Annotated in this window: 21 protein-coding genes, 2 tRNA genes and 2 pseudogenes; 13 read left to right on the top strand and 12 right to left on the bottom strand. The window is 68.5% G+C overall.

Going from position 1 to position 24796, the window contains the following annotated elements:
• Window positions 1-312: 312 nt before the first annotated feature.
• Window positions 313-388, bottom strand: a tRNA-Glu gene (locus ACGFMP_RS00125).
• A gap of 183 nt (window positions 389-571) precedes the next feature.
• Here ACGFMP_RS00125 and ACGFMP_RS00120 point away from each other — a divergent pair.
• On the top strand, window positions 572-922 hold the full coding sequence (locus tag ACGFMP_RS00120) for a metallopeptidase family protein (protein WP_393669325.1): 351 nt from the start codon (window positions 572-574) through the stop codon (window positions 920-922).
• Between the two features lie 346 nt (window positions 923-1268).
• On the opposite strand, the gene ACGFMP_RS00115 is transcribed toward ACGFMP_RS00120, so the two are convergent.
• Window positions 1269-1541 carry a hypothetical protein gene (locus ACGFMP_RS00115; RefSeq protein ID WP_393669324.1) on the bottom strand — a complete coding sequence of 91 codons (273 nt, stop codon included), beginning with the start codon at window positions 1539-1541 and terminating at the stop codon, window positions 1269-1271.
• Between the two features lie 378 nt (window positions 1542-1919).
• Here ACGFMP_RS00115 and ACGFMP_RS00110 point away from each other — a divergent pair, with 378 nt between their 5' ends.
• The 3 genes from ACGFMP_RS00110 to ACGFMP_RS00100 all read left to right on the top strand — a co-directional run bounded on the left by ACGFMP_RS00110 (window position 1920) and on the right by ACGFMP_RS00100 (window position 7632).
• Complete coding sequence (locus ACGFMP_RS00110) at window positions 1920-4064, top strand: DEAD/DEAH box helicase (protein WP_393669323.1); 2145 nt, start codon at window positions 1920-1922, stop codon at window positions 4062-4064.
• Window positions 4065-4327: 263 nt separating this feature from the next.
• On the top strand, window positions 4328-7465 hold the full coding sequence (locus ACGFMP_RS00105) for an FG-GAP-like repeat-containing protein (RefSeq protein WP_393669322.1): 3138 nt from the start codon (window positions 4328-4330) through the stop codon (window positions 7463-7465).
• Window positions 7466-7559: 94 nt separating this feature from the next.
• A tRNA-Lys gene (locus ACGFMP_RS00100) sits at window positions 7560-7632 on the top strand.
• Between the two features lie 202 nt (window positions 7633-7834).
• Here the strand turns inward: ACGFMP_RS00100 and ACGFMP_RS00095 are convergent.
• A complete protein-coding gene (locus ACGFMP_RS00095) occupies window positions 7835-8728 on the bottom strand; it encodes a hypothetical protein (RefSeq protein ID WP_393669321.1) in 894 nt (297 codons plus the stop codon).
• Between the two features lie 109 nt (window positions 8729-8837).
• Here ACGFMP_RS00095 and ACGFMP_RS00090 point away from each other — a divergent pair, with 109 nt between their 5' ends.
• Together ACGFMP_RS00090 and ACGFMP_RS00085 are read left to right on the top strand one after the other, a co-directional pair.
• Window positions 8838-9641: a hypothetical protein gene (locus tag ACGFMP_RS00090; RefSeq protein WP_393669320.1), complete on the top strand. Its 804-nt coding sequence runs from the start codon at window positions 8838-8840 to the stop codon at window positions 9639-9641.
• A gap of 182 nt (window positions 9642-9823) precedes the next feature.
• A complete protein-coding gene (locus ACGFMP_RS00085; protein ID WP_393669319.1) occupies window positions 9824-10855 on the top strand; it encodes an ImmA/IrrE family metallo-endopeptidase in 1032 nt (343 codons plus the stop codon).
• A 57-nt stretch (window positions 10856-10912) separates the two neighbouring features.
• On the opposite strand, the pseudogene ACGFMP_RS00080 reads toward ACGFMP_RS00085, so the two are convergent.
• Window positions 10913-11173, bottom strand: a pseudogene (locus ACGFMP_RS00080) (site-specific integrase); the annotation flags it as partial.
• A 349-nt stretch (window positions 11174-11522) separates the two neighbouring features.
• Here ACGFMP_RS00080 and ACGFMP_RS00075 point away from each other — a divergent pair.
• Window positions 11523-11822 (top strand): hypothetical protein, encoded by a 300-nt coding sequence (locus tag ACGFMP_RS00075; protein WP_393669318.1) that lies wholly within the window; start codon window positions 11523-11525, stop codon window positions 11820-11822.
• Between the two features lie 414 nt (window positions 11823-12236).
• The gene (locus ACGFMP_RS00070) at window positions 12237-12680 is read left to right on the top strand and encodes a hypothetical protein (protein WP_393669317.1); all 444 of its coding nucleotides are present in this window, start codon (window positions 12237-12239) and stop codon (window positions 12678-12680) included.
• A gap of 244 nt (window positions 12681-12924) precedes the next feature.
• Here ACGFMP_RS00070 and xerC read toward each other — a convergent pair whose 3' ends face one another.
• Together xerC and ACGFMP_RS00060 are read right to left on the bottom strand one after the other, a co-directional pair.
• Window positions 12925-14433, bottom strand: coding sequence for a tyrosine recombinase XerC (gene xerC / locus ACGFMP_RS00065; protein ID WP_393669316.1), 1509 nt, complete (start codon window positions 14431-14433; stop codon window positions 12925-12927).
• A gap of 127 nt (window positions 14434-14560) precedes the next feature.
• Window positions 14561-14938, bottom strand: a pseudogene (locus ACGFMP_RS00060) (helix-turn-helix domain-containing protein); the annotation flags it as partial.
• A 94-nt stretch (window positions 14939-15032) separates the two neighbouring features.
• On the opposite strand from ACGFMP_RS00060, the gene ACGFMP_RS00055 reads away from it, so the two are divergent.
• Together ACGFMP_RS00055 and ACGFMP_RS00050 are read left to right on the top strand one after the other, a co-directional pair.
• Window positions 15033-15266, top strand: coding sequence for a hypothetical protein (locus ACGFMP_RS00055; protein WP_188283671.1), 234 nt, complete (start codon window positions 15033-15035; stop codon window positions 15264-15266).
• A gap of 228 nt (window positions 15267-15494) precedes the next feature.
• Window positions 15495-16874 (top strand): DUF3631 domain-containing protein, encoded by a 1380-nt coding sequence (locus ACGFMP_RS00050; RefSeq protein WP_393669315.1) that lies wholly within the window; start codon window positions 15495-15497, stop codon window positions 16872-16874.
• A 473-nt stretch (window positions 16875-17347) separates the two neighbouring features.
• Here the strand turns inward: ACGFMP_RS00050 and ACGFMP_RS00045 are convergent, their stop codons facing one another.
• The 4 genes from ACGFMP_RS00045 to ACGFMP_RS00030 form a co-directional block, all read right to left on the bottom strand.
• A complete protein-coding gene (locus ACGFMP_RS00045) occupies window positions 17348-18151 on the bottom strand; it encodes an aminoglycoside phosphotransferase (RefSeq protein WP_393670270.1) in 804 nt (267 codons plus the stop codon).
• A 94-nt stretch (window positions 18152-18245) separates the two neighbouring features.
• On the bottom strand, window positions 18246-18416 hold the full coding sequence (locus ACGFMP_RS00040) for a hypothetical protein (protein ID WP_393669314.1): 171 nt from the start codon (window positions 18414-18416) through the stop codon (window positions 18246-18248).
• A 38-nt stretch (window positions 18417-18454) separates the two neighbouring features.
• Window positions 18455-19597: a radical SAM protein gene (locus ACGFMP_RS00035; protein WP_393669313.1), complete on the bottom strand. Its 1143-nt coding sequence runs from the start codon at window positions 19595-19597 to the stop codon at window positions 18455-18457.
• A gap of 27 nt (window positions 19598-19624) precedes the next feature.
• Window positions 19625-20482 (bottom strand): ATP-binding protein, encoded by an 858-nt coding sequence (locus ACGFMP_RS00030; protein WP_393669312.1) that lies wholly within the window; start codon window positions 20480-20482, stop codon window positions 19625-19627.
• Window positions 20483-20727: 245 nt separating this feature from the next.
• Between ACGFMP_RS00030 and ACGFMP_RS00025 the strand changes: the two genes are divergently transcribed.
• Window positions 20728-21990 carry an XRE family transcriptional regulator gene (locus ACGFMP_RS00025; protein WP_393669311.1) on the top strand — a complete coding sequence of 421 codons (1263 nt, stop codon included), beginning with the start codon at window positions 20728-20730 and terminating at the stop codon, window positions 21988-21990.
• Complete coding sequence (locus ACGFMP_RS00020; RefSeq protein WP_393669310.1) at window positions 21987-22496, top strand: NUDIX domain-containing protein; 510 nt, start codon at window positions 21987-21989, stop codon at window positions 22494-22496. The genes ACGFMP_RS00025 and ACGFMP_RS00020 overlap by 4 nt, the downstream gene beginning before the upstream one ends.
• A gap of 75 nt (window positions 22497-22571) precedes the next feature.
• Here the strand turns inward: ACGFMP_RS00020 and ACGFMP_RS00015 are convergent, their stop codons facing one another.
• Both ACGFMP_RS00015 and ACGFMP_RS00010 read right to left on the bottom strand, forming a co-directional pair.
• Window positions 22572-23153, bottom strand: coding sequence for an ImmA/IrrE family metallo-endopeptidase (locus ACGFMP_RS00015; protein WP_393669309.1), 582 nt, complete (start codon window positions 23151-23153; stop codon window positions 22572-22574).
• A 3-nt stretch (window positions 23154-23156) separates the two neighbouring features.
• Complete coding sequence (locus ACGFMP_RS00010; protein WP_393669308.1) at window positions 23157-23633, bottom strand: helix-turn-helix domain-containing protein; 477 nt, start codon at window positions 23631-23633, stop codon at window positions 23157-23159.
• A 92-nt stretch (window positions 23634-23725) separates the two neighbouring features.
• Between ACGFMP_RS00010 and ACGFMP_RS00005 the strand changes: the two genes are divergently transcribed.
• Window positions 23726-24781: a hypothetical protein gene (locus tag ACGFMP_RS00005; protein WP_393669307.1), complete on the top strand. Its 1056-nt coding sequence runs from the start codon at window positions 23726-23728 to the stop codon at window positions 24779-24781.
• Window positions 24782-24796 lie beyond the last annotated feature (15 nt).

Raw genomic sequence — 24796 nt, 5'->3', positions numbered from 1 at the left:
AGCGCGTCGCCGATCGCGTACGGGCGCTCCTCCGGCATGTGCTGCACCACCAGGACGGCCATCGACTCACCCCGCGTTCCGCAGATGCGATGCAGAACGACTAAAGCACGCCGCATATGACAGGTGTCAACACGTCATGAGGTCGCGTATGCGGTCGATCATTCACTCGGGCGCCGACCCGTTCGCGGCATGCGGCATCAGGGCTCGCGCGACAAGCCGTACGGCACAAGGCGGTACGGCGGAGGGTGCGGCAGCAGCGGGGAATCATGCCGGGATCCGGCGGAGGCGCGGGCAGGTCGTGCGAGCGCGGTGTGGTGCCCCCAACGGGATTCGAACCCGTGCTACCGCCTTGAAAGGGCGGCGTCCTGGGCCACTAGACGATGAGGGCTAATCGGCCAGCCGTCAGCGCCTTGCGACGCAGTTCGGGGACGTGAGGAGCATAGAGGATCCGCGGGGGATCGCCAAAACGGTTTCGCCGATCGGGGTACCCGCGCGTGACGCGCCGCGAAGCCCGGCGAGAAGCTCCGGCGCGCGAGGGGACCGCGGGGGCGTGGGCCGCGACAATGGGGGCGTGCTGGAGATGACCCGCGAAGAGTTCGAGGAGCTGGTCGGGGAAGCCCTCGACCGGATCCCGCCCGAGCTGACCCGCCTGATGGACAACGTGGCCGTCTTCGTCGAGGACGAGCCGCCCGCGGGCGAGACCGACCTGCTGGGGCTGTACGAGGGCACCCCGCTCACCGAGCGCGGTGAGTGGTACGCCGGGGTGCTGCCGGACCGGATCACCGTCTACCGCGGGCCGACGCTGCGGATGTGCGAGAACCGCGAGGACGTGGTGGCCGAGACGGAGATCACTGTCGTCCACGAGATCGCCCACCACTTCGGCATCGACGACGAGCGGCTGCACGCACTCGGCTACGGCTGACCCGCGACCGCAGGGCGGTGGCCCGTACGGGCGCGGCCGCGTGTCCTGGGAGCACGTGGCCGCGTTGGACACCGGAGACACCGCCCGGCGACGACGTACGCACGCAAGCGTGCTCGCGCTCCCTCCACGAGCCCCCGAGGTCGCGCCCGATGCCCTCAGCGCCCGCGCCCGCAGCCCCGTCAGGACCCGCCGCCACCCCCTCGGGCGTACCCACGCCCGCAGCCCTGCCGGATTCCGCACCCGTACCCGCCGCCCGGTCCTGGGGTGCGGGGGCGCGGTCCGCCGTCCTCGTCGCGCTGGTGGCGGTCGGTGTGGCCTCCTGCGTCAGCGCGGGAAGTGAACCTGATCACATCGCGCCCGGTCCTGCCGCCACCGGCAGCGTCGCCGCCCATGGCAAAGGCCACGCGGCGCCCGGCGCGGTCCGGCCGGGGAGCCGGCGGGGCGGGATGTCGCCGTCGCCCGCGTCCCCCGGCGGCCCGCTGTCGCCGGGAGCGGCCGGCCCGCCCGAGTCCGACGGCTCCGCCGGGCCCGCGGGCGACGCCGCACCGCCGCCCGGCAGCGACGATTCCGTACCGCAGCCCACCGCGGGCACCCCGCCGGCGGCCGAGCCGGAGAGCACTGCGCCGACCGCGGACCAGACGCCCCCGCCGCGGGACGACCCGTCGCCGACCGCGAGCGACCCTGGCGGCGAGGGATCCGGGACGACCGCGCCCTCGCAACTCCGCCACCACCGGCACCGCGGGGATCGCGCCGCAGGACGTATGCTGGACGTCCTACCGGCAGGTCAGCGCGCTCCCTGGGAGGGGATTCGCTAAAGCGGCGCCTGATGCGTATGCTGGTAGATCGTTTGATCCCCTGATCCCACTTGCCTGGCGCCTGATCCGTTGCGCGCCGCGTGGCGCGTTCCTTTTCTCCTGTGGCTGACCGCATCGAGGCGGTTGTAAGCAACCTGCGGAGCTGGCGCGTGCCGTAAGTCTCCGAGAGGTTTAGCTTCCGCATGTCCATTGACAGTGCCGACCGTTCCGCCATGCCCGAGAACGCCGCCGACGCCGCCGCAGTAACCATCGACAGCCAGGTCATCGAGACCGAGGCCAGCGAGGCCACCGCGGTCTCCGAGGCCGCGGAGACCGCCGCCGAGGACACCATCACCTTCGCCGACCTGGGCCTCGCCGAGGCCATCGTCCGCAAGCTGAACCAGAACGGTGTCGTCACCCCCTTCCCGATCCAGGCCGCCACGATCCCGGACGCGCTTGCCGGGCGGGACATCCTGGGCCGCGGCCGCACCGGCTCCGGCAAGACGCTGTCCTTCGGCCTGCCGCTGCTGACCCAGCTCGCCGGCGGCCACACCGACAAGCGCCGCCCGCGCGGAGTCATCCTCACCCCGACCCGCGAGCTGGCCATGCAGGTCGCCGACGCGCTCCAGCCGTACGGCGACGTCCTCGGCCTGAAGATGAAGGTCGTCTGCGGCGGCACCTCCATGCAGAACCAGATCTACGCCCTGGAGCGCGGTGTCGACATCCTCGTCGCCACCCCCGGGCGGCTGCGCGACCTGATCAACCGGGGCGCGGCGGTGCTCGACCAGGTGCAGATCGCGGTCCTGGACGAGGCGGACCAGATGTCGGACATGGGCTTCCTGCCCGAGGTCACCGAGATCCTGGACCTCATCCCGGCCGGCGGCCAGCGACTGCTGTTCTCCGCCACGCTGGAGAACGAGATCGACAGCCTCGTCAAGCGCTACCTGGTCAGCCCGGTCACGCACGAGGTCGACGCCGCCCAGGGCGCGGTCACCACCATGACCCACCACGTGCTCGTGGTGAAGCCCAAGGACAAGGCGCCCGTCACCGCCGCCATCGCCGCCCGCAAGGGCCGCACGATCATCTTCGTCCGTACCCAGATGGGTGCCGACCGGGTGGCCGAGCAGCTGATCGAGTCCGGCGTGCGCGCCGACGCCCTGCACGGCGGCATGACCCAGGGCGCCCGTACCCGCACCCTCGAGGACTTCAAGGCCGGGCAGGTCAACGTCCTGGTCGCCACCGACGTCGCCGCCCGCGGCATCCACGTCGACGGCATCGACCTGGTGCTCAACGTCGACCCGGCCGGCGACCACAAGGACTACCTGCACCGCAGCGGCCGTACCGCAAGGGCGGGCAAGTCCGGCACCGTCGTCTCGCTGGCCCTGCCGCACCAGCGCAAGCAGATCTTCCGGCTGATGGAAGACGCGGGCGTGGACGCCTCGCGCCACATCATCGGCGGCGCGGGCGTCTTCGACGAGGACGTCGCCAAGATCACCGGCGCCCGCTCCCTCACCGACGTCCAGGCCGACGCCGTGCAGAACGCCGCCGCCCAGGCCGAGCGTGAGGTCGCCGACCTCACCCGCCAGCTGGAGCGCGTGCAGCGCCGGGCCACCGAACTGCGCGAGGAAGCCGACCGCCTCACCGCCCGTTCGGCCCGCGAGCGCGGCGAGGACCCGGACGAGGCCATCGCGTCCAAGGCCGCCGAGATGGCCGAACTCGCCGCCGAGGCCGCCGCGGTCGCCGCCGCGTCGGTGCCGGCGCCCCGCGAGGAGCGCCAGCAGTCCTCCTCCTACCAGCGGCGCGACGACCGCGGCAACTTCGACCGCCGCGACAACCGCGACAGCCGCCCGTCCTACGGCAACCGTGACGACCGCCGGGACTCGCGCCCCTCGTACGGCAACCGCGACGACTCCCGCCCGTCCTACGGCAACCGCGACGACCGCCGCCCCTCGTACGGCAACCGCGACGACTCGCGTCCGTCCTACGGCAACCGTGACGACCGTCGTGACTCGCGTCCGTCGTACGGGAACCGCAGTGACTCCCGCCCGTCGTACGGCAACCGCAGTGACTCGCGCCCCGCGTACGGCAACCGCAGCGACTCCCGTCCTGCGTACGGCAACCGTGACGACCGTCGTGACTCGCGTCCGTCGTACGGGAACCGCAGCGACTCCCGCCCGTCGTACGGCAACCGCAGTGACTCGCGCCCCGCGTACGGCAACCGCGACGACCGCCCGTCGTACGGTGCTTCCCGCGACGACCGCGACAGCCGCCCGTCGTACACCCGCGACAGCAACGGCCCGTCGTCGTCGTACAACGACCGCAAGCCGCGCTGGAAGCGCAACGGCTGACGGCTGACGCCACCGGCCGAACGAGCCCGGCCGAACGGGCCCGCCGCCTGCGACATCGCAGGCGGCGGGCCCGTTTCGCTGTCCGGCCGCGTGCTGCTAGAGTTCGGCGATTCGCAGGGGGACGGTCGGGGGGCCGTCGGGGGGCCGGGGGGCTCACACGCACGACTCGCGCACAGGCGCCGCAGTTCACGCTGCCCGCGCCGGCCGAGACGCACTCCTGCGCGGTTTCTGTGCTTCGCCGCACCCGCAACGGAGGCTCTTCTGTGGCACGTTCGACGTCCCGCGCCCTGACCAGGGGCGGACTGGCACTGGCGCTGTCCTGCGCCGTCGCCGCCCCCTTCCTCGGCCCGGCCGCGGCCGCCGGAGCGGCGTCCGCACCGACGCCCTACGACGTCGTGATCCCGCCGGTCAACGCGCCCCGGCTCATGGACGAGCGGGTGGGGTTCGCCGGGAGCACCGGCTACGAGCGGATCACCCCCGGCAGCACGGCGACCTGGAACCCGTACGACGGCGGAGCGCCGACGGAGATCTCCACGGCCCCGCAGTTCGGGATCAGGACGCCCGACGGCACCGAATGGCTCGCCAACCAGCCGAACGACACCACGATGCGGCTGTACGACCCCGGCTCGGGCGCGACCGCCGACGTGACGCTTCCCGGCCATGGACTCGTCGTCGCGGCGGCCACCGGCACGTCCGACGGCTGGGCGATGCTGGCCATCGCCAGGACCGGCAGCAGCACGGCCGGCTACGTGTACACGTACCACCTGCTCGCCGTGCACGGCACCACCGTGGTCACCGACACCACACTGACCGGCATCCCGCAGGACATCCAGATCACGGGGTGGACGCAGACGGCCGAATCAGGCGGACGGATGATCGCGCCCTACGACGTCCCCGGCGGCGGGCGGGACCTCGCGCTGGTGGACCCGGTCACCGGTGCGGCCGACACCGTCCAGGGCCTCCTTCCCAAGAACCACACCCACCAACTCCTCACGACCGCGGACTCGGTCGGCTGGTACGAGGCAGGCACCATCCACATGGTGCCGCTGGACGACCCGCACGCCGCGCCGCGGACGACCACCCTGCCGGCTGAACTCCACGCCGCCGCCACGACCTACCGGATCGCGCTGACCGGCGACACCGCCCTCGCGCTTGCGAGTGTCGGATCGGGCTGGAACGACGGCCAGATCACCCCTCTCTACTCCGTCCCCCTGACCGGCGGTCCGGCCACCGAACTCCTCCCGGACGCCTCGGGGATGGCCGCGTCCTGGGACGGCGGCGTCACCGTGCGCAGCGGCGCGGAGGGCGCGGCCTGGGACGCGTACCGGATCCGGCCCGGCGGCGGGGCGCCCGCCAAGCTCTTCGGCATCCGTGAGTTGAGCCCGGTACGTTACGGACTCTCCCTCGCCCAGGGCCGGTTGCGCTTCCTCGAGGGCATGCCCGACACCACCGACCGCTTCACCTCGGGAGCCCTCTACTACCAGAGCGAGGGGGTCGGCCCGGTCCCGCAGCCGGTATCCGCGCCGCACCTCGCGGGCATCCCCATCCCGGACCCGGTCAGCAGTTGCGACGCCCGGCACCACTGCACCGCCGGCCTGGTCGACGGCGGCTCCTACGGTGACGTCGCCTACGTCGCGCGCGCCGCGAACGGCAAGGACAGCGTCTACGCGGCGAACAAGGCCTTTCCCGGCGGGGTCCCGCTGGACTCCACCGGCGGCCGGATCATCGACGCGTCCGAGAACTACGTCCTGTACAACAGCGGTTCGAACGGCAAGCAGTACGTCATCGACATCGGCTACGGCACCGTCGTCCTCACCCGCCCGATCGCCGCGGCGGCCCTGTGGGGCGACACGCTGTGGACCGCGTCCACCACCAAGGGCAAGGTCGACCAACTCGACCTGCGCAGCCGCTACACCAGCGGACCCGTCGCCCGCACCGCGGTCACCACCGACGCGCCCTGCGCGATCAAGGAAGTCCAGGCACTGGACAACTGGCTCTACTGGTCGTGCGGCGCGAACGGCCCGGCCGGCGTGTACGACCGAACGGCGCGGAAGTCCGTCGCGGTGCCCGCGGGCTCCGCCCTGCTCGGCGACGGCTTCGTGCTGAGGCACCCCGGCGGTGAGCTCCAGGTCACCGACAGCAGGACCGGCGCGACCCGTACCGTGGCCGCACTGCCCGCGGACCCCTCGCTGCCCGGTGGTGACCGGGGAGTGACCTGGACGGTGGACAAGTTCCGCGGCCAGATCGCGTACACCGCACCCGACGCCACCACCCACCTGATCCCCTCGGGCACGGCGCCCTCGCCGCTGGACGCGCAGAACGTGCTGGACATCGATCCCTGGTTCTACGCCCGGTTCGGCTGGGAGATCTCGGAGCTGCTGTCCGGCCCCGCCGCGTCCTGGAAGCTCGAATTCCGCCCGAAGACGGGCGGTGCGGCGGTCCGGACGATCAGCGGCGGCGCCACCACCGCGAGGATCGAGACGTCCTGGGACGGGAAGGACGGGGCGGGGCGCTACGTGCCCACCGGCAGCTACGTCTGGACGCTGACCGCCACCCCGGCCAACGGACTCGGGGCCGACCTGGTCCGCACCGGGACCGTCGCCGTACACCGGTCGCTCGCCCTGCCGCACGACTACAGCGACGACGGCGTCGGCGACCTGCTCGGCATGACCCCTGCCGGCCGCCTCGACGTCCGGCAGGGCAGCGGCACCGGCGCCGGCACCGTGCTGGCGGCCGGCAGCGCCCAGCAGAGCCACGGATGGCCGACCACGTCCCGCTACGTGCCCATCAACGACCTCAGCGGGCGCGGCGTCAACTCCCTGCTGGTCCGCTCCGCCGCGGGCGTCCTGACCCGCTACACCGCCGACGTCGCGATCGGCTACATCACCCCGACCTCGTCACAGCTGACCATCGGCGGCGGCTGGAACATCTACGACACCCTGACCTCCCCCGGCGACCTGACCGGCGACGGGCGCCCCGACCTCGTGGCCCGCGACGCGGCCGGCAGGCTGTGGCGCTACGACGGCACCTCCACCGGCACCCTCGCCTCCCGGGTCCTGATCTGCGGCGGCTGGCAGGGCTACAACCTCATCATCGGCGCCCAGGACCTCGACCACGACGGCACCGCCGACCTGCTCGCCCGCGACTCCGCCGGTGTCCTGTGGCGCTACGACGGCGACGGCAAGGGCGGCGTCCGCGACCGCGTCCGCATCGGCGGCGGCTGGCAGGGCTACAACGCCCTCGCCGTCGTCGGCGACCTCGGCCACGACGGCACCGCCGACCTGCTCGCCCGCGACTCCGCCGGTGTGCTGTGGCGCTACGACGGCGACGGCAAGGGCAGCTTCGTCACCCCCCGCGCCAGCCTCGGCGCCGGCTGGATGATGTACTCCACCCTCCTCTGACCCCACCCCTCCCACGGGGTGCCGGGACCACCCAGGCCCCGACACCCCGTAACCCGGCTGAGCCCCTCCGAGGACACCGTTATGCTGTCGGTGCGGGCCGTTAGCTCAATTGGCAGAGCAGTGGACTTTTAATCCATTGGTTGTGGGTTCGAGTCCCACACGGCCTACGGGGTCGGGCGTCGTTGTGCGCCTCTGACCTGCGGGTATGGTGCCCCGGTCGCCTTCGGGCGGGCGGGGCACAGTCGCGTCTGGGGCCCGTGCGTGAGCGATGCGTGAGCGGGCGTGCCCACGTTGGCGTAGCTGGGCGTGGGACGCGCCCTCCCTCGGGCATCGCAGGCGGCAGACGCGAGGAAGCTCCTCCGGGACCTGCTACGAGAAGTCGTTCGGGCTCATGAACGTTGCGATCTCCGAGCTTGGTGTGCACGGCTTCGCCAGCCGCTCTGCCCTCTCTTCTTCGGACCACTGGTGCCGCTCGGGCGGGACGTACGAAGGGTCGGCCCACTCACAGTGGCGGCAGATACCAGCTACAACCTCGTACGAAGCGCAAACATCGCACCGCTTCGGAGCCGTCGCCAGCCGGAGTCGCGCTGCTGTGAACATGCCGAGCAAGTGCTCGACCGATTTGAGTCCGATCTCGGCGTCCATCCGCACGGCGCTCTTGGCGTGGGTCAGCCAGTTGACGTACTCCCAGGTCTCGACGGCCAACTTCTTCAGGTAAGAGCGGAACCGTGCCGACGAGTCACCCGGAGCCAGGCCGTTGGCAAGCAGTTCGGTCCAACCCTTGAAGTCGGCCGCCTTTGGCGGCGTCTGCTTGGACGGGACCAGCTCGTCGTCGCGGGTCTCGCCGACGAAGGAGACGAGGCACTCCCGAAGCCGAACACCGACCGATTGGAAGGTCTCGGCCTCGTCCCCGCTGTCGTATGCGTCGAACGCCTGCTGCCAGCGCCGCCAGGAACCAGGCAACAGCTGAGCAGACTCAGGTGCGACCGGTACGTCGCGCTCCTGCGCGTACTCCACGCGAAGCATCAGCCCGACGTGGAAGGTCAGCACCACGTCACGGCTCTTGAAGTCCGACTGGTCGTAGAGGTTGGTGGGGTTGGTGACCACCCACCAACGGCTATCCGGGCAGTGCACGTCCCAGATGTCGTGACGTACGGGTCCCACCAACTCGGATGCCACCTTCTCCAGATGGACGACTTCCTCGTCAGTCTGCCCCACCACGTACCCACGGACTTCATCCATCTCACGCTTGGTTGCGCGCACCTCGGCACCCTCACCTCGTTCAGGCGGCGCGGTGTGGTTCGATCTTCGGACGCGCCGACTTGGTTGAGTCTGGCACATGAATTACTGGCCATGGTGTACATTTCTCACCGTGAGCGAACAAGAGGATGTTATCGCGGAGCTCGGTGACGCCGGGGTCCTTGCTGGCCTGCGCTGGGCGCATGTGTCGGCCACCGCCAGGTCGTTGGAGACGTACTCCGAGGGCGATGGCCATGATGCCGCCTGGCTCGGGAACACCAGGTTCACGCTCTACCGGGACCGGCTGGATCGTGTTTTCGCGTGTGAGCGCTACTCCGTTCACTCCGGCAACGCCGACGCTGACCTGGACCTGCTGTATGACCAGTTGTCAGAGGCAGACGTCGAGACCATGCCTCGTCTGGACGCTGGGCGGGTGCGCCGCCTCAACCTGACCGGTAGTCCGGGCTGGGCCTACGGGCAGATCCGCCTCCTTCTCGCATCCGGTCCCTACGGAAAGCTCGACCGGATTCCTTGGCCACAGAAGAGTCCGACGAAGCAGCGGGTGGCTCGCCAGCGCAATCCCGAGCCTCCGCAGCCTTCGCTGTTCGAGGACTTCGCGCCGGAGGAAGTCGAAGGGCTCATTACCGCCTTGGCGGCGGTAGAGGATCTCGACGTCACTACCTACGTCGTCGCCCATAGCCTCAATCCGCTCACCAAACTGTCTGAGCTGATCTTGGGACGCCCTCGTCTGAATCCCGGTGGTGGGCAGGCGTGGCACTGGCGACATGACCTCATGGGAACCCCGCCCGCTGACGGTGGACGTCGTATCGACGACGCGCCTATGCCTACTGGTCCTAACCCGGTGCCGGATGCTCCGGTTCGCCTGCGTCGTCCGGCAGAAGAAGTGCGTGATCACCGCGCAAGTGATGGGCAGTGAGCCCTCGTACGTCCAGCTCTGACCGGGCTTCGGAGGTTTCTCCTTTCTTCGACGGGGCTCGCTTGACGTTGGCCCGGCATCTAGCTGGGCTACGCAAAAGCGATCTTGCGGGTCTTGTCGAGAAGAGCGCGACTGCCGTAGCGGCGTGGGAGTCAGGGGCCAAGCGGCCTACGGCTCCCACGGTGGCGCAGCTGGCATTGAGCTTGTCCGTTGATCCGGGCTTTTTCGCGGTCCGCCCCGAGGACATCGCGGCTCTGAGTACCACGCCACACTTTCGTTCGCTGCGTTCAACCAGTCAGCTGGCCCGGGATCAAGCGTTCGCCTACGGCCAGCTCGCCGTGGACATCGCAGCGAGCCTGGAGCGACACGTCGAATTCCCCCATGCCGACGTGCCGAGCTTTCCGGTGTCCATGGATGACCAGGATGGCGACGGCCCTGAGCGGGCCGCACGCCTTCTCCGGGAGGAGTGGGGGATTGAGCCGGGACCTGCCGGCCACCTTGTGCGGTCGCTGGAGAATCACGGGGTTCTGGTGGTGTTCAGTCCGCCGCAGACCGCCTCGGTTGACGCCTACTCGTTCGACAGTCGATTGCGCCCGGTCGTGGTCCTTAACCCGATCAAGCGGGACTACTACCGCCAACGCTTTGACGTCGCACACGAACTGGGTCACCTCGTCATGCACAGTGATGCCGAGCCGGGGGGTCGGATTGTAGAAGACCAGGCCCACCGCTTCGCCGCTGAGTTGCTCATGCCTGCCGACCAGATCCGTGACCTGCTGCCGACTGCGATGGGCGGCAATTCATGGCAGGCCTTGGCACGTCTGAAAGAGCAGTGGGGCGTCAGTATCCAGGCTCTTCTGTACCGGGCACGTTGGCTGGGCCGACTCAGCGACGTGTCTTATCGCAACGCGATGACGACCATCTCAGCTCGCGGTTGGCGCCGGAATGAACCTGGCTTGATCAGCGCTATTGAGCAGCCGTCGCTTCTCCCAAGGGCTGTGGAGCTGCTGACACAGGAAGGTATCGCCGAGGCAAGACTGATTGAGCAGTGCCGCGTACCTGCGTATCTGTTCGGTACCGTGGCGGCTCGCATTCCTGACAACGATTCCCCTGTACTAGCAGCATCCGCGGCCAACTCCCAACAGGCGAGCAGCCGAGTCGTTTCGCTGCTGGATCGCAGGCAGAGGGCTGAGCCGAGCGGAAGCGCAAGCAAGTGATCCCAGGTGTGCCCTGGCCTACTCAGACGGTCGGGGCACACCGCTTCGAGGAGCTTCCTACATGTGGCGTGAACGCGCGCTTACGCGAGGAGCGATCGTCGCCTTGCCGCTCGCGTGCTGAGCGCGGGGAACCAACGCGGCCGCCCTCTCGGCCACCACCCGGTCCAGCTCCGGGAGGAGGCTCGTGTACGTGTCCGAGGTGAGCGCGATTGTGGAGTGACGCATCACCTCCTTCACTGTGTGGATGTCGCCGCCGCCTCCGTGCGTGAGGGTCGCGGCCACGTGGCGGAGGTCGCGGAAGGTGACGGGCGGGAGCTCGCGCAGGTCTCGGACAGAACGAGGCCGGCGCACCACGCCACTCGGGCCTGCCGGCGTAATATCCCAAGTGGCTGAAGAGGGCGGCTAGGCCCCTGCCCGGCAGGATGATCACGCTATGGCGAACCCCGGGCGCCATGACTCCGACGTCCGGGCCTCCTTCGAGGAGAAGGTGCGGAGGAGCAGGTAGCGACAGCACCTTGCTTCCCCCGCCCCTCAGAGTCTCCTGGGTGGGCCTCCAAGGTCCATCGAGACTGGTACGTTGGAGGGATCAGCCGCCTGGGCGACCTCGACGGCGTTCCCTGCTGTCGGTGGGGCGTGGCACGATGGTGGCATGCCAAAGGAGAGCAGCGTGGAGCCGATCGCAAAGCCGCTCGTCTGGGGGGGCATCGAGAAGCTACCTGTTCATGCTTCTAACCAGATCATGATTCAGATCGACCAAGACCAGGTATACCTCAACTTCGGCATCGCGACCCCTCCGATCCTCACCCCAGGAAGCGCTGACGACTTGCGTCTCCAGGCCGAACAGATTCCCTTCGTTGAGGTCCAACCGCTTCAACGGCTGTCTGTCAGTCGCCGCCACCTCAGCGACATCGTCGATGTACTTCAGCGTGCCATCACCGCCTTTGACGCTCAGGGAGGGACCGAGTGAGTACTACTTACGTTGTCCAGCCGCAAGCTCCCTTGACTACAGGAGCCCCGGTGCCCTCTGAGCCACTGACGGCTCAGACGCCCCAGTCCGGCCGGATTGCCGTCGTGCCCGAGGCGCTTGAAGTCGGCTATCCCGAGGGGGCGCAGATCCTAGATCGAGCGGCTCGCCGAAAGCTGGGAATCTCGGGCTCGGAGTTCCTAATTCGCTGGGACGCTGGCGAGTATGTCAATGAAGAGGAAGAGTGCATTGCCGCTCAAGAGGTGGCGATGCTGATCCCATTCGTCCGCCCCGTCAATGCCCGGTAGCTCACCATCAGGGGCAATCGATGCCTTCATGGGCCCGCTCCGCGAAGACATTGCTTGCTTCACGAATGACATATGGATTCGAAGCCCAGGCGATCCAACCAAGTCCATCGTGACCATCTCGCTTAACAGCGGGGAACCATCAAAGATGCGCACGGGCGGTAAGCCATTTTTTCTTGAGGCGTCGATCCAGTTCATGGTCGAGGAAAGACGCGCTGGTCGCGATGGTCGGCCTATTCCGCGTAGTGAACGCTACAAGGTGTCCACCAAGGGATACATGTACACGATCACTACCGAAGACTCTCAGGAAGTCCTTGGTTTTCATTGGCACCCTGGGCGTGAGGCGGTAGACGAGCCTCATCTGCATGTTGGGACCGTCAATCTTGTTCAGGGGGCGCCCATCACGCGAAAGCAACACATCATGGTCGGACGGGTGGCATTCGAGGATGTACTCGGCACTCTCATGCAGATGGGGGTTGTCCCAAGTAAAGTAATAGCGCCGCAGGTCTTGGAGACGAATTTGGATACCTTTAAGCGTTATCGGACTTGGTCATAGGTAATCGATCTTCAGTGCTCTTCGACTGCGTCAACTTGATGAGATGAACTCCATTTCTTGCGCGCTCTCGATATCTCCTGGAGCTCTTAGATAGTGCAGGGATAAAGTCTGCTCCATTTGGATGTACCGTGCGGACGCCCGTGTCGGGTGCCCGGGGCGTGTAAACGGGGGGTGGACAGCCGCCCCTACTTGCCTCTTCGTCTCGGACGACGGTGGTCGAACATCATTCGATGGCCGTAGCCGTTTAGCGCCTGATGCGCCGAGGAACCAGTGTGGCGGCCTTCTCCGCGACCTCCCGGTCCAGCTCCGGGAGGAGGCTCGTGTACGTGTCCGAGGTCAGGGCGATCGTGGAGTGGCGCAGCACTTCCTTCACCGTGTGGATATCGCCGCCGCCCGCGTGGGTGAGGGTCGCGGCAACGTGGCGGAGGTCGCGGAAGGTGATCGGTGGGAGGTCGGTCGTCGCGTGGATGCGGCGGAAGGTGTCCGAGATCATCTCGGGGTGGAGCCAGGAGCCGTCTTCGCGGGTGAAGACCTTGCCGGTGTCGTTCCAGGCCGTGCCCCACTTCTTGCGGTCCTTCTTCTGGCGCTTCCGGTGTGCGCGGAGGGCGGCGATCGTGAGGGTGTCGAGGGCGATGGTGTTGGCGCTGCCGTCCGTCTTCGGCTCGGCCTCGTACGGGTCCCAGCCGTCGACCACGATCTCCTTGGCCGGGGTGATGAGGCCGGCCTTGAGGTCGACGTTGCTCCAGTCCTGGCCGACGGCCTCGCCACGACGCAGGCCGCGGAAGCCGACGAGGTGGAAGAGGGCGTAGAGGCGGTCGTCCTGGGCGGCGTCGAGGAAGATGCCGAACTGCTGCGGTGTCCAGACCATGACCGGGCCGGGTATCTCGCCGGTCTGCCGCCACCGCCGGACGCGCTCGTCCGTCCAGAGTAGGGGCTTGGGCCTGCGGCCCGAGGCGAGTTCGACGTGGGAGGCCGGGTTGAAGGTGATGAGCTGCTGCGCGATGGCGGAGTTGAGCGCGGCGCGCAGGGTTCGGCGTATCGCCTGCTGGGTGGAGGGGCCGGTCACCTTGCGGAAGGGCGGCATCTCGGCGAGCTTCGCCCGCTCCGCCGCCAGCCCCGCCCGCTCGGCGGCAACGGGCCGACCTGGTGCGCTCGGCTTGCAGCGGGCGATCTGTGCCCGGCGAGCTTCGTTCTCGGCCGCGATCACCTCGTTGGCGTCGGCGATGGCGTCGAACATCTCCACGAGGTGGCCGACGTTGAGCCGGTCGAGCCGCACGTGGCCGATGCGCGGCTTGAGGTGGACGTTGATGTGCGAGGCGTAGCCGTTGAGGGTCGTCCTCCGGCGCTTCTTGGACGCGAACCACAGGTCCAGCCATTCGCCGACCGTCGTGCCGCCGCGTAGGTCGAGCCCGGAGCGGAGGCGCCGGCGGATCTCCTCGACGTTGGGCAGCGGCGCCTTCTCCTCGACCAGGCGTTCCAGTAGGGCGGCGACGCGCTCGACGCTGTCCGGGTCGTCGGTGTCGGCGAGGCCGAGGAGCGTGCGGACGTGGTCCAGGTCAGCCTGGGCCGCCTTGAGGCTGTCGTACCCGGCGCGGCTGAAGGAGCGGCGGGTGCCGTCCTCGCGGGGCGGGAGTTCCTGGCGTATGGAGTAGGAGCCGTGCTTGCGGCTCGCGAGCTTGGGGCAGTTGCTGCCGAGCGGCCGACCGGTTTCGGCGTCGCGGCAGTAGCAGCGGCGGTGAGTCGAGCCCTTCATGGTGCTTCCCCCAGCAGGTTCAGAGACCGTCTGCCGGGGCGTCCTTCCAGACGATGTTGCCCTCGGCATCCATTGACCAGGTCCGTTGCGGTGCGGCTCTGCGCTCGCGCAGCTGGGGGCTGGGGCCGTCGTAGCCGTACGACTCTCCGGTGAACCACTGGAGCGCCGCGAAGGGGTCGGTCGGTTCTTCGTCGGGGAGCGTCTGCACGCGGTCCACGAGGCCGACGGGATAGATCAGGCAGATCGGCGCCACGTGCAGGGCCTTGGCGAGCACCATGACCTCGACCAAGGGCAGTTGGGCACGGCGGCCGGATTCCATGTTGGCGATGACGTTGCGCGGGATGGCGTATCCGAGATCGGCGCAGGCTCGGGCCAGGTCTTCGCCGCTCATGCCCAGCTCCTTGCGGCGTCGGCGGACCTCGGCTGCCACCGTCGCCACGACCTGGTCGGCCCACTCGGGGGCGTTGTCTTCATTCCGCCCAGCATCAGCACCGCGTTGTGTCATGGCGACACAATAGCTTGGTGCACCCTCCTGACCTGGGCTTGGAGACGGATGCGAGACCGCGTTCGCCGAGAGCTGTATGTGTGAGGAGGCAGGTATGCGTGAGAGCCGCACGACCCGGCCGGTGGTCAAGGGGATGGCCAAGGACGAGCTGCTGGCGCTGCCGACGGCGGTGGACTTGGAGACGGCGAACCGGGCACTGGGGCTGGGGCGGAGCAAGGGCTATGAGTTGGCCAAGCGCGGCCAGTACCCGTGCCGCGTTCTGCGGTTGGGCAATTCGTACCGGGTGGTGACGGCCGAGCTGCAGGCCCTGCTCGGGCTCGCGGCGTGACGTCCGTGGTTCTCGTACGCGCGCACGTTGGGCGCCGTCACAGATCCCGTGGACTGCGGTAGGCGTTCGTCGTACTGTCCGTGGTCGCTCGCGCGGTGCCAATCGCCGAGTACGAACGAGCCCCCGACGCGCCAACGCCGGAGGCTCACAACTCCCCTGTACGCCAGAAACGTTCAACCCAGGTGGGGCGGGCCAGCCAGCCTGCATCCACCGGTCGAGGAGCTACGCATGCAGCCTATGACAGCTGCTGTCCGGGACGCACCCCCTGCGGCGGCCTGGCCGCCGGTCACCGTACCCGGTCAGCCGGACCGTACAACGAGGCAGCCGCTCGCGGAACTGACCGCCGAGCCGAAGCCGTCCGCCGCCCGGTCGGCTGCGGTGACCGGGCCTCCTCCGGTCAATGACCGGCTGACCGGAAGGCCCGGTCGTCTGACCGCGGTCACTGACCGAGAGCCGGTCACCGCGGCCGGTCAGCCGACCGGGCCGGTCGGTCCGCCACCAGGCGACGCGCTCTCGGAAGGCGCTGACCTGCTGACCGAGCTGCGGTCAGCGGTTGCCCGGTACGTGGTCATGCCGAGCGGCGAGGCCCTGGACGCGGTCACCCTGTGGGTCGCGGCCACTCATCTGCAACCGGCGTGGCAGCACTCGCCGCGCCTGGCGGTGGTCGGCCCCGCGAAGCGATGCGGGAAATCGCGGCTACTGGACGTGCTCCACGACACCGTCCACGACCCCTTCATCACGGTCAACTCGACCCCGGCGGCGATCTTCAGGTCGATCACGGAGCAGCCGCCGACGCTGCTGGTGGACGAGGCCGACACGATATTCGGCAGCGTGAAGGTCGCGGAGAAGAACGAGGAGATGCGCGGACTCCTCAACTCCGGGCACCAGCGAAACCGTCCCACCACCCGGGTCGTCGGCCCGGAGCACAAGCCGACGAAGTTCCGCACCTTCGCCATGGCGGCGCTGGCCGGGATCGGCGACTTGCCGGACACGATCATGGATCGGGCGGTGGTGATCCGGATGCGGAGGCGCGCATCAGGGGAGAAGGTGCTGCCCTTCCGCTCCCGCCGAGACACCCCGCAGTTGCACGATTTGCGGGACCGATTGGCGGGATGGCTGGTGCCGCTGACCGACAGGGCGGCGTCGATGGAGCCGGTGATGCCGGTCGAGGACCGGGCGGCGGACACCTGGGAGCCGCTGGTGGCGGTCGCCGACCTGGCTGGAGGCAGTTGGCCGCAGCGCGCCCGGCAGGCGTGCCGCGTGCTGACAGCGCAAGAGGAAGGCAACGATCAGGAGGCCGCGCTAGCGATTCGTATCCTGGCCGACATTCGCGCTGTGTTCGCCGCGTGCGGCGACCCGGCGCTGCTGTCAACCGAACAACTGCTTGCCGCCCTGCACGCCGACAGCGAGGCTCCCTGGCGCGAGCACGGCTCCCACGGCCTGACCGCGCGGGGCCTGCAACTGCTGCTGAAGGACTTCGGCATCGGCGCGGCCAACCGCCGATTCCCCGACCGCAGCCAGCGCCGAGGCTTCGCCCGCCACCAGTTTGCCGACGCCTGGGCTCGCTACTGCCCCCGGCCGGAGACGGCCCCAGGCGGCGAGCGCTGACCCGCATCCACCCGCCCCACCCGTCCCCGTGCAGGTCAGCACGGGGACGGGTCGTCGTCCCGCAACGGGTCGACCCGCATCAGGATTCCACCCGTACCTGCGCTGACCAGGAACGCAACGGGTGGGACGGGTCCCGGATGATCCCGGTCGACGTCGCAGTCCACGGCAGTGAAAGACGCCGGACCAGGCGAGTGGTAAACGAGGCCGGGCGGCGGCGAGCAAGTTGTGGGGTAAGGACTCCTTGCCCCGAGCGGAGCAAGTTGTCGCGTCGGACGGTCCTATCGACCGTTCTGCGCACGTGTCCTCGCCGGGGGACGGGGACACGAGTACCGAGCGAGGGCGCCCGGGTCCTGGGGGAGACGATGCGGCCTCTGCCTGTCCGCGTGTTAGCCGCGGACCGCGGGCGCAAGGGATCCGTCCAGCGTGATGCCGATGCTCTCCCGGACCCTGACCTTCGTCAGCGCCGTCCGGGGCTACGGGTTCGTGTCGAGGGCGCGTGCCAGGACGGTCGCTTGCTCCGCCATCGCCCGCTTCCATGGCGCTTCGCCCTGTTCGGCGATCTCCCGCCACAGGGACGCGGTCGCCGTACCGAACGCGGCGAGTGCTTCGGGCGCCGCGTCGCGCCAGGACGGGAAGCGATCGGCGTATTCGATCGCGGCCTCGACCGGGTGGCCGGCTTCCATGAGGCGCAGTGCGAGGGCGCCCGGGTCGATCCAGGCGGCGCCGCGAGTCGGCCATGCCCAGTCGATGAGCCGTGCCCGCCCTCCTGCGATCAGGACGTTGTCAGGGGCGAAGTCGGTGTGCAGCAGCGCGTCACCGTCGAAGTGCCGGACGGTACCTGGCGGCGCGTACTGGGCCCACCGGTCGACGGCCTGCTTGATCTCGACGTCCTCCGGTGCGGTGATCCCTTGCAGTTCGGCCAGCGCCGCTTCCACGAGCGGCAGGTCGGGAGAGCCGGGCGCGTAGTCGGCGTGCCGGCCGTCGACCACCTCGTAGCCGAGAAGGCTCCAGCCGCCGAGCTCAATGTGCCAGTACAGGCGCGGGCAGGAGGCGGGCAGGTGCGCGGCCACCGCGGCCTCGCGGTGCTGGGCACTCACCTGGGGATGGTCGGTCGGGATGCCCTTCACGAAGACGGGGCCGCTGTCCGTGTCGAGGACGGAGGCGATCCCGGAGTTCGTGCCGCCGGGCGCGGTCACCGCGTGGTGCACGGCGCCGGTCTTGTCGGCGATGGCCTGGCGGACCTCGGCGGGTAGCTGGTCGAAGGGGATACGGGACATGGACACGACGCACGGTTCCTTGGCTGCTTGGCAAATGGGGGTGCCGCCCCGGCCAGGGTAAGGCCGGAGCGGCACTGGGCACGCCCGCTGCGGATTAGTACGGCTGGTCGTCGCCCGCCGAGCACGAGCACTCGGCTCCCTCGGCGGCTTCGTCCAGGTCGGCGACGATCTGGAACTCGTCGTCCCCGATCGGAGCGACGGTCAACGGTACCGGCAGGGTGCCGGTCCGCTCGGCGGGCGGGCGCGAGCCGATGATGACCGGCACGGGCTGACGCGACGGAGCCAGTGCAGCGGTTGGTGGTGTCATGATCCGTAACCTCCGTGTTGGCAGTAGAGATCTCTGCGGTCCCCCGCCTCCTGGTAGAGCTTGGCCAGCGGGCGACACGTACGGCACGTGCCCGCGATCGTGCAGCCGGAGCAGCCACCGGTGCGGAGCTGTAGGGACTCGGCGATCGCGCCGAGCCGGGGGAGGGCTTCGGCGCCCTCGGTGATGAGGTTCACGCTCGGGTCGCGGCCGACCTTGCAGATCGACGCGATGCCGTGCGGGTCGACGTGGAAGAAGGTGTGGCCGGCGTTGCAGCCGGTGAAGACGCTGCGGGGCCGCAGGTGGTCGTACGCCTGGGTCGCCAGCGGGTTCGCTTCACCGTCGATCGTGGGCGACATGCTCGTGTACACCTGGTGTGGGAAGCCGTAGGCCTCGGCCAGCCTGACCATGGCGTCGACTTCGTGGGCGTTGTCGTCCGAGACGATCACGTTGAGCCGGATCGGCAGCCTGTCCTCGCGGGCGGCGTCCAGGCCCTCCATGAACCGGCCGAAGGCCCCGCGGTTCCTGGTGACCGCGTCGTACGTCTCGGCGGTCGCGCCGTAGAGGCTCACGGTCAGGCGGTACGGGCGGAGGCGGGCGAACAGCTCCCGGATCGGCCGCTTCCGCAGTGAGCTGCCGTTCGATGAGACCTGGACCATCATGCCGAGCTGGTGGGCGTACTCGTACGCCGCGCCGAACTCGCGGTCGATCAGGGCCTCCCCGCCGGTGATCTGCAACCACAGGACCCCGGCGTCCCGCATCACGCGGAGGAGCTGCTGCTTGCCGTCCCAGTCCAGGCCGGCGAAGCGCTTCTCTCCGAGGTAGCAGAACTCGCAGTCGTAGTCGCAGCCGAGGTTGATCTCCCAGGAGGCCTTGGCGTAGCCGTAGTGGGACTGCCCTCGGACGAGAAGAACGTCGCGGAGTCCGGTCTGCGGAAGCTCCGTGCCCCACGTTCGCGCGGCGGCGTCGACCAGCCAGGCCGGGGTCTTCTGATCGTTGGCGGTAGCGCCCCGCAGCTCTTCGTAGCGGACTTCGGGGATGCGCACGCCCGCGGCGTGGCCGGGCTGGACGAGCAGGTATTGGCCGAGGAACGGGCTGGCGACGAGGCGCGGCGGCTGGCTGCTGAGGGGGCGTGTGGTCACGACGACCTCCATGAGTAAGGCGGGTGTTTAAGCCGACTGGTGGGCGGCCCAGTCGTTGCGGGCGGCGACGAGCGCGGGACGGACCTTCGCCTCCAGAAAGTCGGCGTGGGCGTGGAGCTTCGCGGCCACCTCGGCGAGCCTGTGCGGGTCCAGGCCGAGGATCCAGCGCCCCACGCAGACCTGGAGGTTGACGACCGGCACACGGAGGTCGGGATCCGGGTCGTAGGGGTTGCAGTCGATGCTGCCCTCGAAGACCGCGTCTTCCTCGACTCCTTCCCACACGTCCGGGGCGGTGAGGGGCAACATCGGGCCTTCGAAGAAGTTCCGGTGGTTGACGCCGGCCAGCCGCTCCGGAAGCTGGTCCAGGAGCACATGGGCCTCGGTCGGGTCGTCCTCCGCCCAGGCGGGAAGGTAGCCGGACGTCGCCGATCCGCTGTCGGTGGTGATCGTCCACTTCCCCGGCGTGCTCCAGGGAGGTGGCGTCCGGTCGGACGGCCCGAGTTCGAACCAGACGACCTTCCCAGCGGGATCAGGGGCGCTTCCCCAAGCGGTGGCCAGGGACTCGACCAGGAGCAGGCCGCGTCCGCCCTCCGCCTCCGGTGAGCTGTGGCGTCGGTGCGGGCGGGCCGGACTCACATCGGTGACCTCGACCCGGACCCGCACGCCGGTCCAGCGCACGGCCACCGCGCAGGAGGAATCGGTGTGCCGGACGGCATTCGTAATCAGCTCGGTGGACAGCAGCTCCAGGTCGCCCAGGGTGTCGTCCGGCAGCGGCACGTCCCAGCTCCGTACCAAGGCGACGATCTTGCGCCGGGCTTCGGGCACCGCCTCGGACTCGGCTTCGACGCGGAATCCGTACGGGCTCGTGCGTTGGCCGGTCATCATCCGCGGCCCTTCACGTGAAGTCGGCCGCGATGACGCGGAAGTACGGTGCTGGGCATGGTGCTTGACCTTTCAGGAGTGCGGCGGAGGGATTGGCGACGCACCGTTGCGTCACCTGGAGCAACGGAGCACCCTCAGTAGACGACTGCGTGCCGCACGCAAGAGACTCCAGCGCGTGACCCCAACGTGGAGTCAGCGGGCAGAACCGGGTCGTAGCCTCGGATCAGGCCGTACGGAAGAAGGTGCTCTTGACCAGTGAGGAGCGAGAACCGCAGAAGGTTGTCGCGGGACTACTCGCGGACCAACGCCTGCTCGTTGCCTGCGCGGAGCGCGACATGGGTACGCTCTTCCGGCTGCTCAACCACCGCGGGATCAGCACTCGTCGCATTGCCGCGGCCGTCGACATCACTCAGGGACGGCTCTACGACTACATGAACGGCAAGAGCCGGGTCGAGAAGCTGGCCATCTTCGAGCAGATCGCTGACGCCTTCCACATCCCCGGCCACCTCCTCGGCCTGGCGAATCGCCCCTGGGAGCCATCCGCGCCGCCACCGCCTCCCGCGCTTGGCGAGCCGCTGCCGGACGGCGACGACATGGCTGCGATGGACGCCTTCCGGACCGCAGACCGCCAGGCCGGTGGCGGACGCCTCTACAACGCCGTCGTCCGACACCTGCGTGACAACATCGGACCCCGGCTTGTCGACGCTGACAGCACCCCGCACGTCTTCGCCATCGCCGCGGTACTCACCGAGATGGCGGGTTGGATGGCCCACGACTCGGGCCAGGACCACGTGGCCGGACGCCACTTCACCCGCGCGCTTCCACTGGCTCGAGCCTCGGGCGACACCCCGCTCGCGGCCAGCATCGCCGCGAGCACCAGCCACCTTGCCCTGCAGACCGGCGACCCCGCTGCAGCCGTGCACTGGGCGCGGACAGGCCTCGACTTGGCGTCGGTCGGCCCGGCCGTCCCCACGCTGATTGCCCGCCTGCACACCATGTCTGCCCGCGCCCTGGCCGCAGCCGGCCAATCCGCCTCTGCCCTCGCCGCGCTGAACCAAGCCGAAGACGCACTGCACAGCACACCAGGGGGCGAACGTCCCTGGCTCAGCCCTTTCGACGCAGCAGCTCTGGCCCTCGAATCGGCCTTCGTCCTGCGCGACCTGAACCGTCACGACGAAGCCCGCACCCACGCCGAGTACGCCATTCGCCTACGCGAATCGAGCCGGGCGCGATCCCTGGTCCTCAGCCGGATCACCCTGGCCACCCTGCACCTGCACTGCAACGACCTCGACGCTGCCCTCACCGTCGGCCACGACGTGCTCGCAGCGGACCCCAACCTCGGCTCGATCCGCGTCCTCCACCAACTCGACGACCTCCGCGCGCTGCTCGCGCCCCACCACAGTCACCCGCCAGTCCGCGCATTGCTGACGCGATTTGACGAGACGCGACGGGCGAGAATGCTCTTACTCGCCGACATCGTTCCCCCGCCCAGCAAAGGCGCCACCCTATGAGGCCCACCCCCGCCGACCCCGAAGCCTGGAACGCCTACCTCGCCGAGGGCAACGCCACCCAGGCCCGCAAACGCGTCTCCGCGGATGTCCTCCTCCGCGACGAGGCCGGCCGCGTCCTCCTGGTGAAGCCCACCTACAAGCCCGGCTGGGACCTCCCCGGCGGCATGGCCGAAGCGAACGAGGCCCCCGACGACGCGGCCCGCCGCGAGCTGAAGGAAGAGCTGGGCCTCGACGTCACCCTCCACGGACTCCTCGTCGTCGACTGGGTTCCCCCGCACGGCCCCTGGGACGACCAACTCGCCTTCATCTTCGACGGCGGCACGCTGAGTCCCGAAGAAGCTGACTCCCTGAGCCCTCGGGACAATGAGCTTGCGGACGTCGCGTTCCTGCTCCATGACCAAGCTGCGCGTGCGCTCAACGGTCGTCTCCATGACCGATTTCACGCCGCGTTTACCGCATGCAGCGGCAATTCCTCTGTCTTCCTACACGACGGTGTGACGACCTGACGCTGTCGTGTAGAACGACCCCCTGCCGCTGCAATGCCGGGCCTGCGCCTTTTGTGCCACTTGGTTCTGAAATTCCTACGCGCGCTTGGCCAGGTATCGCCTGGCGATGGCTCTGGCGCCAGAGGGGTTCATCCGCATGCGCGCGAACTCGATGCTCACGTCAAAGTGCTGGGCTACTTGCTCGTCCGCCCAGCCCGCGATCGCGGCTTTGATCGCAGCCTTCTTCGGGATCAAAAGTTCCGCGGAGAGGTTCAGGGCCTGTTCCTCTTGCTTCTTCATGGACGTGTCCAAGGAACGGCACCCGTCGTCCGCGAAGAGGACGGTGTCGAACTCATGCTCCAATAGGAGGTGCGCCATTTCGTGCGCTACGTTCGATCGGCGACGCTGTGGTGAGTGCGAGCAGTTCTCGACGATGAAGTAGCCTGTTCCGGATCTAACAAGGGCCGCAGACCATTTCCTGGCCCCCTTGACGGCGAAGTGTTCCAGTGCGTCTGCTGTGCAGCCCTGCTCTGCGAGTTCGCTAGTTGCATAGACAGGGACGCCCCACTCTAGAGTGAGACGCGACAGATCCAAGGCCGCATTTGGGCCTGCGCCGATGCGAGCGCGTTCCTCTAGGGCCAGTTCCTCTAGTGCCTGCCTGGTCCACCGCTGTCCCATGCATCACCTCGTACGGGAGTCCCGTTCGGTCGCAAAGCGGCGCATGGCCGCACCGATTACCTCTTCCAAGTACTTCACGTCGTCTTCGTTCAAGTCGCTACGGGCTCGCAAAAGTGGGGCCAGCTGCACCAGCAATTCAGGCTCCGCGGCTGCCCGCTCTGTACCCTCGGAGTCGATCATGAAACTCTCGGCCGGGGCTCTGAGCCACCGCACGAGTGCGGCGAAGGCGTCGACATCCGGCCGGTTGCCATTGGCGAGACGCGTCATTGTCGAGGGGCTCACTCCCACCTCCGCAGCCAACTGCCGCCACGACAGCCGCCTTGCCGTTCTCGCTACATCAAGGGCTGCGTACAGGGCTGCCACGTTGATGTGGGTCCGGGCCATCGCCCTCCTCCTCGGTTGGGGTTCCTCTCTTTCTATCAGTGTTCGACATGTCAAACAGTCATGTGCTAGCTTGATCTTTCTCACGTTGTTTGACATGTCGAACGATGTGAGGATCTCGACGCACTCTGCTTCGTGATCAAGCCAACCCGCGAGCGCTATGGCGCCTCGCCTAGCAAGGAGGAACCCTCATGGGTTTCACTGAGGACAACCTCAACGACATTCGGCGCAAGATCGACGCTCAGCCTGCACCGCTGGCCGAAGCGCGCCGCAGGTTGAACCTGACCCGATCCATTGCCGAGCGCTTTCACGGCGCCCAGCGCACGTATGCCAGCGGTTCTCTGGCTCAACACACGTTCATCCATCCTGTCGGCGACGGGGATGGCGGAGTCGTCCTGAATCGCACCTTCTATCCGAAGCTCGGCCCTGACGGCCTCGGGGAAACACCGTCGGAGACTGCGACCGAACTGTGCGCTCTGCTCGGTCCCGCTGTCCGTGAGACCTACCCCGGTGCCCGATGTACGACATCGAAGCGCGGACCCAAGCTCTCCTTCGGCCAGCCGGTCGGCGATCAGGACCCCACGGTTGACCTGGTTGTCGCCCTCACTAGGAAGGAGGGTGCTGGACTTTGGATCCCTAATCTGGAGGCCGACACGTGGGAGGCGTCCGACCCGGAAGGGCACGTGAAGCTCTTCACCTCCGGGGGAGCGTCCGAGAAGCAGACTCGCCGACGGACTGTACGGCTACTCAAAGCCTGGAATAAGCAGTGGGACGAGCCGGGTTTCTCTTCTCACAACCTGACTGTTTGGGCATGGGAGTTCATCGAGCCCCGTATGGGGGTGGCCATGGCGGTGGCCACGGTATTCAGCAAGGCGGCAATCCGTGTCCGCTCTGGCGAGGCGACCCTCGATCCGGCGCGGGTCTCACCGAACGTCCGTCTGCTGATTGACCGTTCGCGGGCTGAGAAGCGCCTACGTACCGCTGCGGAAGGGATGATCGAGGCGCTGGAACACGACGACGACCGTGAAGCAGTCCAGGCTGCCCTCTTCAAGGTCTTCGGCAGAGGTGGGTATGTGCAGGCCACGACTACCGGTCTGGCAGGGAAAGTGGCGGCTCTTGGCGGCGCAGCCCCTGTATCAACCAAGACCGTTGGCCTCTTTGGTGCCGGGTTGCGTCCTTGGAAGTGGTGTAGCGGGTTGGACCTGATCCGGGGGTTTGTCCCGGTGTCCGGGTTGGTGCCCGCATAGAGAGACGGCCACCGG

The organism is Streptomyces sp. NPDC049040, from assembly GCF_043197715.1.
GTDB lineage: Bacteria > Actinomycetota > Actinomycetes > Streptomycetales > Streptomycetaceae > Actinacidiphila.
The sequence above is the reverse complement of the archived record's forward strand: the minus strand, read 5'-3'. Positions and strand labels throughout refer to the sequence as shown.